Genomic DNA, 13,467 nt, shown 5'->3' with positions numbered 1-13,467 from the left:
CACTTCCCTCACGCAGTCTCTCGGCGTGCAACGTTGTACAACCGCGTCTCTTGGTACTCTTCCAAACCTTCGCCGCTCCCCTCTCGCCCCATCCCGGACTGCTTCAACCCACCGAAGGGCGCGGCCGCGTTCGATGGCACGCCTTGGTTGATGCCGACGAGGCCGGTCTGTAGTGAATCAGCGACGTTGAGCGCCCTGTCCAGGTTCTCCGTGAACCCATAGCCCGCGAGCCCGAACTCTGTCGCGTTCGGGCTGGGTGGCCTCGGGTGCTTCACCGAGGGCTGTCCGAATAGCGGCGGGGTTCCAGCCGTGCCCTCGCGGGTCAAACTGCGATGCCGCGCAGTGAACGAGCAATGAATGTGATCAGAATGCAGGCTGCGATCAGAGCCGTGGCTGCAATCATCCAAGCAGTCGAAAACGAGTAGTGCGCCGCGATGAACCCGAAGCTTAGCGGGCCGAATACTGCACCTGAGTGCTGGCCGAACTGCATTTTGCCGGCAGCACTCGCCGCGAGTGACTGGTGCGTCGCAAGGGTTGCGAACATCAACAGACCTGGCCAGGCGAGCCCGATGCCGAATGCCGTCAGCGTTGCCCCCACGAGCAAGGAGGCGCCATGCCCTAGTGCGAGCATGACCATGCTCGCAGCGAGCACGACCTGGAGCGCCGCCGACAACCGCAAGTGCACCAGCGGATTCGGAATGCGGTCGGAAATCGCACCGACGAGGACGCGTGACACGATCCCGAACCAGCCGGCCAGCGCTAGCACGCTTGTCGCGACCTCCGGCGACTGCCCTTGCGCGATGAGGCCCTCGACGAGGAACGGTGTCACTACGGCTGCACCGCATGATCCGAGCAGGCCGGCGAGGCCCAACAGCCAAAGGGTCCCTCGGCTGCCCGGTCTGGTCGGTCGCTGCCACGGCTCTTCGACTAGGCGCTCGACACTGACCACCGACGCCCCTCGAATCGACAGGCCGGCAGCGATGGAGATACCGGCGATCACCCACAGAACGTGGCGCCAACCCAGGTAGTCACCGGCGACGAGGTAGGCACCGAGTCCTGCGAGAGCGGCTGCACTCGGCAGTCCCGCCGTCCGCAACCCGAAGGCGAGCCCCCTTCGGCGCGGCGTCACCGTCGACATGATCGTCAAACTGATGGCAACCGCCGTGATGCCATTCAATGTCCCGCCAGCCAGAGTTGCCGCGTACACGGTATTCCGTGACTGGCTCATGGCGAGACCAACAGCCACCAGGGCGGTGCCAAACAGGCCGTAACGTACCACTGGGGGGGCCCCGAATCGCCGCACTACTGCACCACTCAGACCAGAGACGAGCGCGGAGGAGAGGAAGAATGCCGCGAACGCGGTTCCGATATCAGACTGGGACAACGCGAAGTCATCGCGGATCGCGAAGGCCAGCGGCCCCAAGATGACTGGCGGGAGCACCATCACCAGCGCCACGGTTCCCGGGAAGTGGATTAGACCGAACAGTTCACCGGTCGCGCTGCGCATCGTGCCGGTGCCGGCCGTTGGAGACGGTACGCCGGCGCCGCCCTGACCCTGGTCGCGGTGCGCGTCACCGGGCCAACTCATGTGAACGCCAATCGGTCCAGGCGCCGTAGCAGTCGTGCGCGCAGCCCGCCGGCCTCGAGCCGAACGTGTGCCTCGCCTACGTCTGCCATCGTCAACGCCTTCGCGACCCGCGGCGTCAGCTCGCGCTTTGCCGCACGGTCCGGTAGCCACGGCAACGCGGCCGTGCAGCGGGGGTGCTGGACCACTGACACCGCGGGTGCGACGTACGCCACACAATGCCGGACGACACCCTGGACCTCGGTTCCGATGAGCGCCGTGTCGACCGCCTCGGCCACCCCGAACGAGAATTTGCTCCTCCCCGCCGCGGACAGGTCGCAACCACGCCGGGTGACAGCATCGGCACCGAGCCGGCGTACGAGACGTCCATCGTGTCCGCTGCGACCACAAACACGCAGGTGCGTCACTTCGGTGCCATCCGCAGTGCGCCGTCTATGCGGACGACTTCACCGTTAATGTAGTCGTGTTCGACGAGGAAGGCCGCCAGGTGGGCGTACTCGTCGGGGCGGCCCAGGCGACGGGGAAAGGTGACGCCAGCGGCGAGTGCGTCGCGGTATTCGTCGGAGACCGTTGCGAGCATCGGCGTTTCCATGACACCGGGCGCGATGGTGTTGACCCGAATGCCACGTTGGGCGAGGTCGCGGGCGGCGGCGATGGTGAGCCCGATGATTCCGGCCTTGGATGAGGCATAGGCTGCCTGCCCGATTTGGCCCTCGTACCCGGCGATGCTGGCAGTGTTGATGATGACGCCCCGCTGGCCATCAGCTGTTGGTGCAGTGGCGGCGATTCGTCCAGCCGCAAGTGTCATGACGTTGAAGGTGCCAATGAGATTGATCTGCACGACCTTGGCGTACAGTTCCAAATCGTGCGGCCCTCGGCTGGACAGGATTCGTGCCGAGGGAGCGACTCCGGCGCAGTTCACCACGATGCGCAGCGGTGGGGCGTCTGCCGTTGCCTCGCCGAGTGCCCGCGAGATGACTTCGGGGTCGGTCACGTCAACAGTCGCGAAGGTGAAGCCTCCACCGGAGCGCTCCTCGGGGAGGGGAGGTGCAAGATCGAATCCGACGACGTGAGCTCCTCTGGACGCAAGGTGAGCGGCTGTCGCGGCGCCCAGGCCAGACGCGGCACCAGTGACGACGGCGGTTGTTCCGCAAATCTCCACGGGATCCCCTTTCTCAGATCGTGACGATGGGACCGCTGTTGTCGCGGTCGAGATGGCGGCCGATGACCAAGCGCTGAATCTGGTTGGTACCTTCGAAGATCTGCATCACCTTGGCTTCGCGCATGTAGCGCTCGACGGAGAACTCCTTGGTGTAGCCCGCGCCGCCGAGAACCTGGACCGCGTCGGTGGTGACCTTCATGGCGGTGTCGGTGGCGACGAGCTTGGCGATCGATGCTTCGCGGCTGTAGGGGAGTCCGGCGTCCTTGAGTCGGGCGGCATGGTGAAGGGCCGCGCGCGCCGCGACGGTGCCCGCTTCCATGTCGGCGATGATGAAGCTCAGCCCCTGGTGGTCGATGATCCGCTTCCCGAAGGTGTATCGCTGCTGGGCATAGGAGAGGGCGGCATCCAGTGCTCGTTGAGCAAGACCGGTGGCGACCGCGGCGATGCCGAGGCGCCCGGCGTCGAGTCCGGCCAAGGCGATCGTGAGACCGTCGCCCTCGGCGCCGAGGCGACGTTCAACTGGGACTCGGACCCCCTCCAGGCGCAGCCCTGAGGTGGTGGATCCGGTGAGACCCATCTTCTTCTCGGGTGCGTCTGCGATCAGCCCCGGGGTGTCGGCCGGCAGGAGGAAGCAGGAGATCCCGCTGCTGTCGCCGGGGATTCCGCTGGTGCGGGCCATGACCTTATAAAAGTCGGCCCTACCGCCGTGGGTTACCCAGGCCTTCGAACCGTTGAGGACGTAGTCGTCGCCGTCGAGGCGGGCGGTGGCTGCCATGGCGGCGGGGTCGGAGCCAGCGTGTGTCTCGGACAAACTGTACGCGCCGAGGAGGTCACCACCAAGCATGTCGGGCAGCCACCGCTGCTGCTGCTCCTCGGTGCCCCGCGTGACGAGGCCGAAGCACGAGAGTGCGTGAACGGATACCCCGACGCCCACTGAGGCCCAGACGGAACCGATCTCTTCCAGCACCTGGACGTAGATCTCGTATGGCAGGCCGGAGCCGCCGACCTCTTCGGGGTACGGCAGGCCGAGGATCCCGGTCTTGCCAAGCATCCGGAACACATCGCGTGGGAATGCCTCGTCGGCCTCGGCCTGGGCGGCGCGAGGGGCGAGCTCGTTCGTGGCGATGGTGCGGACCAGCTTCACGAAGTCCGCGTGCTCACGTGAGCGAAAGGTTCGACGGGCAGGCATAGTTGGCCTCCTGATAGCGGGCGGCAAGGGCTGGATGTTTCGTGGTGCAGGGTGCGGGCCCGACTCAGAGATTGATCATGTGACCTTCGATTCCGTGGAAGGCTTCCTGCAGTGACTCGCGGCCAGATCGAAGGTGATCCCCCTCTCCGAGTCCCCTGTGGTCACCCGGAGTTCATGCGGGCCGGTGAACGTGGCGCGTCCGTCTACTTCGGTGATCCTGTTCTTGCGCATCAGGAAGTGGACGCCTTTGGCCCGACCACCGGCGACGTCGCGGCTTCGTTGATGGGCGATGCCGTATTCGAAGGTGACGTCTCCACCGATGCCGAAGATGAAAGCCTGGTGGCGGTAAATGTGGGCGAGTTCGGCGTTGCGCAGCAGGGCCTTGCAGGGGATACACCCGACGTTGAGGCAGACGCCACCCCAGTACTTCTCCTCGATGAGAGCCACCGTCTTGCCAAGCTGGGATGCCCGGATGGCGGCGACGTGGCCGCCGGGTCCGGCGCCAATGACCACGATGCCGAACCGGTTCTTCTCACCTGCGCCGGTCGTGTCGGTGGAGTGTCTCGTGGTGGGTTTGGTCATCACAGCACCGACAGCCCTGGCTCGGCGAGGACTGCTGCCGTGTCGGCGAGCACCTGGGAACCCTCGGCGCCATCGAGCACGCGGTGGTCGAAAGACAGGGCGAGTTGGAGGATCGAGCGAGGCTCGATCCTCTCTCCGTCGGCGTCCTCGACGACCCAAGGCCGTCGACGGATGGCTCCGACAGCTAGGATCGCGGTCTCGCCGGGGTTCAAAATTGGTGTTCCGGTGTCGACGCCGAACACCCCGACGTTGGTGATGGTACTGCTTCCGCCAGCCATCGCTTCGGGCGGCGTCTTTCCCTCGCGCGCCGCTACTGCCAGATCGTTGATGGCAGTGGCCAATTCGCAGAGGCCCATCGAGTCGGCAGACCGGATGTTGGGCACCATGAGTCCTCGCGGAGTCGCCGCGGCGATGCCAAGGTTGATGCCGGCCGGGACGACGATCTCCTGGGCGGCTTCGTCCCAACGCGCCGTGGCCATCGGGACCCTGGCCAGGGCGCGGAGGTAGGAGAATGCGACGAACGCCAGCGGCGTGAGCTTGATGTCGCGGAACTCGCGACGCCGTTGGATCGTCTCGCGAAGCTCGAGGGTCTTGGTCAGGTCGACGGTGACGAACTCGGTCACGTGAGGCGCAGTGAACGCAGAGGCCACCATGGCCGCCGCAGTGTGCTTGCGCACACCCTTGATCGGGATGCGGGTCTCTGTTGCGGTCGTAGTGACCGCTGAACCGGCTACGCCCAATCCGACCACGGCCTGGATTGGTGAAGATCCGGTTTCGGAGGCGGCGATTACGTCAGCTCGAACGACGATCCCGTCGGCGCCGGTAGGAACGACGGCGGCTAGGTCGACCCCGAGGACCTTGGCGAGCTTGCGCACCGGAGGTTTGGCCTTGGGCTGTGACCGCTGCGACTCAGCGGTAACCGTGGCGGCGAGGCGATCAGGTGCGGCAGGCCTAGCTGCGCTGTGGTCTGCCGGCGACGCAGCTGGTTCGCCACGGCGACGCCGGCTTTTGCCCGAGTCCTTTGCGCCATACCCGACCAGCAGCTTCGGCTCGTCCTTGGCCCGCCCGGCCGAGGGCTCGGCAGTGACCTCCGGCTTGGGTCCAATTCGGTCAGCCCCCCCTGCCGTGCGGATCGCAATGATCGCCGATCCCACTTGCACGGTCTCCCCGACACTTGCGACGAGCTCGACCACCTCGCCGGCGTAAGGGGAGGGGAGCTCGACGACCGACTTTGCGGTCTCGATGTCGACGATGATCTGGTTGACGGTAACTGTGTCGCCGACAGCGACGTGCCAGGCGACGATATCGGCTTCGGTGAGGCCTTCGCCGACATCGGGCAGTGGGAACGTCTGCAGGTTCGTGGCGGTGCTCGTGGTCACGGTGTGCTCCAGGGAGAGGCGAGGGGCGGCACGGGGAGGGTCAGTAGGTGAGGCTCCGGTCGCAAGCTTCGAGGAGCCGGTCGACGTTCGGCAGCCAGTCCTCTTCGAGCCGGCTCGGCGGGTACGGGGTGTCGTACCCGGTGACCCGGAGGATTGGCGCCTCGAGCTCGTAGAACGCCTGTGCCTGGATGCGCGTTGCCAGTTCTCCGCCAATGCCACCGGTCTGCGAAGCCTCGTGGGCGATCACCAGGCGGCCGGTGCGGCGAACCGACTCGACCACCGTGCCGTCGTCGATGGGCGACAAGGACCGCAGGTCGATGACCTCGATCTCACGGCCTTCCTCCGCTAGGGTGGCGGCGGTCTTCAGAGCGATCGGCACGAGGGCTCCGTAGGTCACCAGTGTGAGGTCCTTGCCGGCACGGACAATCCGCGCCTTGTCCATGTCGAACGAGGCGGCGGTGAGATCCACCTCAGCCTTGGACCAGTAGGAACGCTTCGGCTCGAGGAAGATCACGGGATCCTCCGACCGGATTGCCTGACCGAGCATGTCGTAGGCGTCATGGGAGTTCGACGGGCACAGGACCCGCAGGCCTGGAGTGTGGGCGAAATAGGCCTCCGGGGACTCGCTGTGGTGCTCGATGGCTCCGATACCGCCACCGACTGGGATGCGGATGACGACCGGGAGCGAGACCCGACCCTCGGAACGGTGACGGTATTTCGCCAACTGTGTGATGATCTGGTTCATCGCCGGAAACACGAAGCCGTCGAACTGGATCTCGCACACGGGCCGGTAGCCAGCCAGGGCGAGGCCGACCGCGCTGCCGACGATGCCGGCCTCGCCCAACGGGGAGGTCACGACACGCTCCTCGCCGAAGTCCTTCTGGAGGCCGTCGGTGATACGGAAGACACCGCCGAGCTGGCCGATGTCCTCGCCGATCAGCAGAACCTTGTCGTCCGCCTCCAACGCATTACGCAGGCTCGCGTTCAGAGCATGGGCCATCGCCGTGCTCATCCGTGCTCCGCTTCTCCGGTGGCCACGAAGGCCAAGTGCTCGTCCATCTGCCGCGCGAGGTCGCGCGGCATGCTGGCGAGGGTGTTCACGAAGGGGTCGCCGGGTGCGGGGACGGGGAGTGCCCGACATCCGGTGCGCAGCCTATCGGCGAGGCGCTCCTCTTCCTGGGTGAGGGCGTCCATGAAGGACTCGTCGAGCTGCAGGGCCGCGCCTGAGGTGAGCAGGGTGCGGAGGCGATCGATCGGATCGCAAGACGCCCATTCGTCGTTCTCCGATCCGCTGCGGTAGCGCAGGTCGTCGTCCGAGGTAGTGTGCGGGTTGCGGCGGTAGGTAACGGCCTCGATCAGGGTGGGACCGTTGCCGGCGCGTGCGTTGGCCAACGCTTGATGGGTGGCGGCGTGGCAGGCGATTACGTCATTTCCGTCGACGCGGACGCCGGGGAAGCCGAAGCCGCGGGAGCGCTCGGCGGCTGGGATCCGGCTCTGGACCGAGAAGGGAGCTGAGATCGCCCACTGGTTGTTCTGGCAGAAGAACACGACGGGCAGGTTCTGCGCGGCCGCCCAGACGAAGGCCTCGTTGGTCTCACCCTCGCTGAGCGCCCCGTCGCCGAGGAACACCAGCACCGCGCGGTCACGGGTCGGGTCGCCTGTGCCCACGTCACCGTCGCGGATGATACCCATGGCGTATCCGACCGCGTGTAGGGTCTGGGCTCCGATCACGAGCGAATAAAGGTTGAAATTGCGCTCGTGAGGGTCCCAGCCGCCCATCGTAGTGCCGCGGAACAAGCCCAGCAGTTGCACCGGGTCGACGCCAAAGCACCATGCGACGGCGTGCTCGCGGTAGGTGGGGAAGACTACATCCTGGGGCCTCAGCGCGGACCCGGCGCCAACCTGTGCGCCCTCCTGACCGAGCATCGAGGGCCACAGGCCGAGCTCGCCCTGGCGTTGTAGCGCGATCGCTTCGGTGTCGATGCGGCGCGCCAGCACCATGTCGCGGTATGCCGCCCGCAGATTCAGTGCGGCCTCGCCGGTGGGCACACGGTCGTCGGTTCGCAAAATGCCCGCGCTGTCGAGTACCGACCACGGCCCGGTGGCTGGCAGCTGGTTCGTCACGGTGTTGGGCTCCTTCGTCGATGGGCCATGAGAATCCTTCGCAATCGGGGACCGCGACCGACGGCCACCACCAGTCGACATCACTACACCGCGGGCACATCGAAGTAGGTGCGACGTTCCACGATGAGCTCATTCCTGAACTCGAAGAAGTCAGAGAACCCGATCGACACCGACGTCCCATCCTTGAGGTTGCCGGTGAACACGCCTTGTACGGCGACCCTCTCGCCGGAGCAGATCATGCTGTTGATTCGATGGGCCCCTGTAGCGATCACGCGTTCTTGGCGGTAGAAGTTGAGAATGCTTTCTCGACCGACGAGTGACCGATAGCCCGGTCGGCTGTACACGGCGTCCTCCGCAAAGAGACTCGCAACGTCGGTGGCGCCTCGGCTATCCACGATCTCGTAGTAGGTCGTGGCGAGCGTCTTGGAACCCGTCATGACGCGAAGACTTTGTGCCCAATGGGCCGCTTCGAGAGCCGCGCCTGCTCAAGCAGTTCTCTCGCTTCCGCATGTGCGGCGCTCACGGGCGTGATCGAATTGCGTCTTGCCCGTTCGAGGAGCCGTTCCACCCGCTGGCCGATAGCAAATACGGCATCGGTCGTGGTGAGGTGGTCCCAGCCCTCGGCCAAAGCATGAACGTGAATGACACCTCCAGAGTTGGCCACAAAATCTGGGACGAACAGGATTCCCCGCTCCGCCAGAAGCTCCGCATCGCTCGCAGCATTGAGAGTGTCATTGGCGCCACCGGCAACGACCTTGCACTGCAGACGTGGGATGTTCTCCTCGTTGAGCACCCGTGCTATCGCGCATGGTGCGAAGACGTCGCAGTCATGGTCGATCACGGCATCAGGTGTCACAGCCGTGCCGCCCAACTCCCGCGCAAGATCCTGCGCTCGCGCAGGATCCACGTCGGAGACGTCCACGTGTGCGCCCGCGGCTTTCAGCTGGCGCGCCAGGGAGGCTCCAACATGTCCTACGCCCTGGACCAGAACGCTGATGCCCTCCAGACTCGACGCTCCTAGGTGGACGCGAGCGGCACCTTCAATCGCCGCGAAGACTCCGAGAGCAGTCCACGGCGAGGGGTCCTCATCGGCACACCGAGTGCTAGCGCCGACCGCTGCCATGGCACGCATGTCGGCTGGATTGGTTCCCATGTCAACGCCGGGCACGTAGCACCCGCCGAGGTCGGCAACGAATTCACCGAATCTCGTGATGAGTTGGGCCCTGTTGTCAGCTTCGCTGCTCGAGATGATGACAGACTTGCCCCCGCCATATGGGATACCGGCCAGAGCGTTCTTCAGCGTCATCGCCGCGGCCAAACGCTGGGCCTCTTCGATGGCGCTGCCGAGAGACCGATACTCCTTCATCCGAACACCACCGAAGCCCGGCCCAAGAGTGGTGTCATCGATCGCGATCACCGCTCTCAAGCCGATGCGATCGTCTATACAGATGACGGTTCGCTCGGCCGTCAGTTCTTTCGGGGGATCATCAAGTCGCATTTGGTGTGCCTCCAGCACGTCAACGGCCCGTCCCGGCCGCGAATTCTCGAACCTGTTTGATGCGTCTAGTGAGCAGAAAGTCCTGCACGCATGGTTGCTTCCGATGCTTGACGGCGGACGTGCTGCGTTTCGTCCTCATTCACAAGGTCGCCGTCGATCGCAACCCCGTAGACAGCGCGCGCGTGCTGGGTCGATACCTTGCCATCCAGCACGTCCTCCAAGACCGCCCCTGGATCACGCTCGTAGGGATCGCCGAAACCTCCGCCCCCGGCGGTGGCATGCCAGAGCACAGTCCCTCCGGGGATCAGTTCGAACGGTTTGGTGTCCAGTATTCGTTCCGCAGCCGAGCCCGGGTTGAGAACGTTGACGGAGGTAGACCCGGGGTGACCACCCTCTAGGCCATAGGGCGACGAGAACTTGCGGTCGGACCGGATCTGCATGGTGGCCTCAGGGCAGAGGAGCGTGAGCTGGCGTCCTACGGCGAGTCCGCCACGGTAAGTACCCGCACCCCCGGTGTCGGGTACGTACTCGTAGGAGTTGACGCGCACATGTCCCGATTGCTCCAGCTCTTCGACTGGGATGTTGGCCATGTTGGCCCCGAGCGGACTGATGCCGTCGTTGCCGTCGCCCGATCGGGTTGCTCCCCATGAGCCCATGAAGAAGTCCCAGAGGATTACTTGTGAGCCGTCGCGTTCCGTCACCCCGAAGGCCACGGAGCCTGGCCCGCCGTCGCCGGCTGCCGGCACCCGATCGGGCATCGCTGTCGCCAGTGCTCCGAGTACAAGGTCGACCAGGCGATAGGCAACCAGCCCGCGAGCCCCCCTGGCCGAGGGCCGATTCGCATTGAGGATGGACCCGTCAGGAATGGTGAACATAAACGGTCGATAGAAGCCACTATTGGCAGGGATGTCAGATCCGAGGGCGCCTTGCAGGGCGGCGTAGGAGCCGGATCGAGTGAATGAGCTCGTGGCATTGAGCGCGGACGCTACTTGCGGCGAGGAACCCGTGTAGTCAAAGTGGATACTCGTCCCCTCAATAGTGATGCGGACCTTGAGTGGGATCGGGCCACCACCGACGCCGTCCTCGTCGATCTGATCACTGAACTCGTAAACACCATCGGTCACGCGTGACAACGCGTCCCTGACCAGGGCTTCGGAGTAGTCGAGCAGCTGCTCGCACAGCTCGTCGAACTTCGTTCGCCCGTACCTCAGTGCGAGTGCCTGCATGCCGGCGGCTCCCGAATGGCAGGCCGAGAGCTGCGCGTCAAGGTCACCGGTGAAGAGCTCAGGCTCGCGCACGTTGCGACGGATCACGCTATAGAGCGCTTCGTTCATGATGCCCCCAGCGACGATGCGCAGGGGGGGAATTTGAATTCCCTCGGCAAAGATGCTCGTGGACTGCGAAGCCATGGAACCGGGCGACCACCCCCCCACGTCGCTGTGATTGACAACGGTGACGGCGTACCCCAACAGGGCGTTCTCGTAGAACACTGGGGCTAGCACGAAGATGTCCGGCAGGTGCATCCCTCCCTTGCTCGGGTCATTCAGGATGAAGACGTCGCCTTCTGTCATGTCGTCGCCGAATTCGTCCAGGACAGCACTCAATGCGTCTGGAATGGATCCCAGATGGACGGGACAGGTGTTCGCCTGTGCCAGCGTGCGACCTTGGCTGTCGCACAAGGCCGCGGAGAAGTCCATGCTCGTGGCGACGATCTGGGAGTGCGCTGTGCGTAGGATGGTGATGGCGAGCTCGTCCGCGAGACCCGAGATCGCATTTCGGAAGACCTCGAAGGTAGCCGGGTCCTTGATCATCTGATGCGTCATGCTGATGGCTCCTGTCCCTCGCCCCACGTGATGACCAGGTTGTTCAGTTCGTCCAGGGCAACGGTGGCGCCTGGAGGGACCAATGTCGTGGCGTCCATGTCCTCGATGATCAAGGGGCCTAAAGTTCCGGTACGAGAGAGATGACCCCGGCGCATTACTGGCGTCTCGTAGACCCGGTCGAACTGACACGGTCTCGTTCGTACTGCATCCGGCTCGTCGAGAGCCGAGGACAGCACGCTCGCCATGGCGACGGCGTTCTCAACGAAGCCTCGCACTCTCAGGTTGACCACTTCGACGAGGTCGTCGCCGCCGCGACGCCCGTACGTCTTCTCATGTTCGGCATGGAATGCCCGTACGGAATCCGCAAGCGTCCGAGCGCTGATCGGGCCGCCGGCAACGGGGATCCTCAATTCGAACCTCTGACCGCGATACCGCATGTCGAAGAATCGCTCGACGTCGGTATTGGCGCCCTCTGCCGGGAGGCGGTCACGAACCACGGCCTCGAGCTCGATGAATGCCCGTTCGATGTCAGCCGCGTTCGAGAAACTCACACCCCAAGAGCGCGCAGCCTGGTACTCGGTGTCTGCGACCAACAGTCCGARACTGCTGAAAAGGCCGGTATGTCTTGGTACCAACACCCGTCGCACACCCAGTTCACGCGCAAGGCTCGCCGCATAAAGCGGCCCGGCCCCACCGAAAGCGACGATAGTGGCCTCGCGGGGATCACGTCCGCGCTCGCTGGTAACGGCCTTGACAGCCGAGGTCATGTTCGACACAGCGATGTCGTACGCGCCCCGGGCGACATCAACCACCTCAGTGTTGATTGCCTCGCCAACCTGTCGCAGAGCCTCACCTGCTAGGCCGCGATCGATGGCAACTCGGCCCCCGGCGATGGCTTCTGGGTTGATGTAGCCGAGCACGACGTTGGCATCAGTCAGTGTTGGGAGTTGCCCGCCTCGCCCGTAGCAGGCCGGTCCCGGCGAGGAGCCTGCGCTTTCAGGGCCGACGTGCATGACGCCGGCCGCATCGGCGCTGATGATGCTTCCACCACCCGCGCCGACCTCGGCGATGTCGATCGATGGGACACGGATTGTGTACCCGGCGCCCTTGCCCATGGAGCGAGTGATGTTCATCCCGGCGCCGACTTCGTAGTCACTCGCGACGAACGGGGTGCCATTCTCAATCAGCGATGCCTTCGCCGTCGTTCCACCCATATCGAATGCGATCACGTTGTCGAGGCCCATGATCCGCGCCAGCTTCTGTACGGCGATCACCCCAGCCGCCGGCCCGGACTCGATGATCTGTACGGGGCTCTCGACCACGCTGGCAGCATCGAGAAGTCCTCCCGATGATTGCATGATCGAGAAGGGCGCGTTGATCCCTTCCGTGATCAGATCCGACTCGAGGTCGTTCACATACTTGCGAACGACAGAGCCGACATAGGAGTTCACAACGACGGTGCTCGTTCGCTCGAACTCGCCCTGTTCAGGCGAAATGTCCACGGAGGCACTCACGTACACGTCAGGCAGCAGGCGCCGCAGCTCGCCGGCCACGAGTCGCTCCTCGTCCGGGAGAACGTGTGAGTTGATAAGGCACACAGCCACGGCTTCGATGCAGTCCTCCTGCATTCGCTTGGCCAGTTGCCCGAGTTCAGCCAAATCGATCGGCGTCAGAACCCGGCCCTCATGGTCAATGCGTTGGGCAAGCTCGTGGCGGTCACGGCGTCGCACCAAAGGTGTGGGCTTCCGCCACGACAGGTCGTAGAGCAGCGGCCGACGAAGGCGGCCCAGTTCCAGGACATCTCTGAAGCCCTTCGTCGTGATGAGAGCGGTCTTGCCGCCTCTCCGTTCCAGAATGGCGTTCGTCGCCACCGTTGTGGCGTGCAGCACGGCCGTCACATTGTTGGGATCCGCACTCGCTTCCGAGAGCGAATCAAGTACCCCTGAGATGACTCCCTTCCCGAAGTTTGGGGGGGTGGACAGGACCTTCATAGGAGTCAGTCCGCCGTCATCCCTCAGTAGGAGCACATCCGTAAAAGTTCCGCCGATGTCGGCGGCCACGAGGTACGAGTCCTCGGCACCAGCAGTTGCGGGGCCGGCGGTTTCGTCAGTCATGAGGCTCCAAA

The 13,467-nt window shown here is 64.6% G+C and carries 11 protein-coding genes and 1 pseudogene; all 12 read right to left on the bottom strand.

Annotated features, from left to right (window positions below):
* Positions 1-8 precede the first annotated feature (8 nt).
* Positions 9-275 carry an aldehyde dehydrogenase family protein gene (locus AC1DWR_RS06110; protein WP_477623907.1) on the bottom strand — a complete coding sequence of 89 codons (267 nt, stop codon included), beginning with the start codon at positions 273-275 and terminating at the stop codon, positions 9-11.
* Positions 276-322: 47 nt separating this feature from the next.
* The gene (locus AC1DWR_RS06105; protein ID WP_477623906.1) at positions 323-1,588 is read right to left on the bottom strand and encodes an MFS transporter; all 1,266 of its coding nucleotides are present in this window, start codon (positions 1,586-1,588) and stop codon (positions 323-325) included.
* 400 nt (positions 1,589-1,988) lie between these two features.
* Positions 1,989-2,747: an SDR family NAD(P)-dependent oxidoreductase gene (locus tag AC1DWR_RS06100; protein ID WP_477623905.1), complete on the bottom strand. Its 759-nt coding sequence runs from the start codon at positions 2,745-2,747 to the stop codon at positions 1,989-1,991.
* Between the two features lie 13 nt (positions 2,748-2,760).
* Entirely contained in the window at positions 2,761-3,936 is a 1,176-nt protein-coding gene (locus tag AC1DWR_RS06095; protein WP_477623904.1) for an acyl-CoA dehydrogenase family protein, read from the bottom strand.
* A gap of 126 nt (positions 3,937-4,062) precedes the next feature.
* Positions 4,063-4,518: pseudogene (locus tag AC1DWR_RS06090) on the bottom strand (FAD-dependent oxidoreductase); the annotation flags it as partial.
* The gene (locus AC1DWR_RS06085) at positions 4,518-5,897 is read right to left on the bottom strand and encodes a dihydrolipoamide acetyltransferase family protein (RefSeq protein WP_477623903.1); all 1,380 of its coding nucleotides are present in this window, start codon (positions 5,895-5,897) and stop codon (positions 4,518-4,520) included. The pseudogene AC1DWR_RS06090 and the gene AC1DWR_RS06085, both read right to left, overlap by 1 nt.
* Positions 5,898-5,937: 40 nt before the next feature.
* On the bottom strand, positions 5,938-6,897 hold the full coding sequence (locus AC1DWR_RS06080; protein ID WP_477623902.1) for an alpha-ketoacid dehydrogenase subunit beta: 960 nt from the start codon (positions 6,895-6,897) through the stop codon (positions 5,938-5,940).
* An 8-nt stretch (positions 6,898-6,905) separates the two neighbouring features.
* Positions 6,906-8,021, bottom strand: a complete 1,116-nt coding sequence (locus AC1DWR_RS06075; protein ID WP_477623901.1) for a thiamine pyrophosphate-dependent enzyme — start codon at positions 8,019-8,021, stop codon at positions 6,906-6,908.
* Between the two features lie 83 nt (positions 8,022-8,104).
* A complete protein-coding gene (locus AC1DWR_RS06070) occupies positions 8,105-8,458 on the bottom strand; it encodes a nuclear transport factor 2 family protein (RefSeq protein ID WP_477623900.1) in 354 nt (117 codons plus the stop codon).
* On the bottom strand, positions 8,455-9,519 hold the full coding sequence (locus tag AC1DWR_RS06065) for a Leu/Phe/Val dehydrogenase (protein ID WP_477623899.1): 1,065 nt from the start codon (positions 9,517-9,519) through the stop codon (positions 8,455-8,457). Before AC1DWR_RS06065 ends, AC1DWR_RS06070 begins: the two co-directional genes overlap by 4 nt.
* Before the next feature lie 65 nt (positions 9,520-9,584).
* Positions 9,585-11,342 carry a hydantoinase B/oxoprolinase family protein gene (locus tag AC1DWR_RS06060; RefSeq protein ID WP_477623898.1) on the bottom strand — a complete coding sequence of 586 codons (1,758 nt, stop codon included), beginning with the start codon at positions 11,340-11,342 and terminating at the stop codon, positions 9,585-9,587.
* Positions 11,339-13,402: a hydantoinase/oxoprolinase family protein gene (locus AC1DWR_RS06055; RefSeq protein WP_477623897.1), complete on the bottom strand. Its 2,064-nt coding sequence runs from the start codon at positions 13,400-13,402 to the stop codon at positions 11,339-11,341. Before AC1DWR_RS06055 ends, AC1DWR_RS06060 begins: the two co-directional genes overlap by 4 nt.
* Between the last annotated feature and the right edge of the window lie 65 nt (positions 13,403-13,467).

The organism is Pedococcus sp. P2_E2 (genome assembly GCF_056403955.1).
This window is presented reverse-complemented; position numbering and strand designations above follow the sequence as displayed.

What these genes read in the sequence shown, in the direction of transcription:
- AC1DWR_RS06065 (WP_477623899.1), bottom strand. Translation starts at nt 9,519, where the DNA reads ATGCGACTTGATGATCCCCCGAAAGAACTGACGGCCGAGCGAACCGTC.
- AC1DWR_RS06060 (WP_477623898.1), bottom strand. Translation starts at nt 11,342, where the DNA reads ATGACGCATCAGATGATCAAGGACCCGGCTACCTTCGAGGTCTTCCGA.
- AC1DWR_RS06095 (WP_477623904.1), bottom strand. Translation starts at nt 3,936, where the DNA reads ATGCCTGCCCGTCGAACCTTTCGCTCACGTGAGCACGCGGACTTCGTG.
- AC1DWR_RS06105 (WP_477623906.1), bottom strand. Translation starts at nt 1,588, where the DNA reads ATGAGTTGGCCCGGTGACGCGCACCGCGACCAGGGTCAGGGCGGCGCC.
- AC1DWR_RS06070 (WP_477623900.1), bottom strand. Translation starts at nt 8,458, where the DNA reads ATGACGGGTTCCAAGACGCTCGCCACGACCTACTACGAGATCGTGGAT.
- AC1DWR_RS06080 (WP_477623902.1), bottom strand. Translation starts at nt 6,897, where the DNA reads ATGGCCCATGCTCTGAACGCGAGCCTGCGTAATGCGTTGGAGGCGGAC.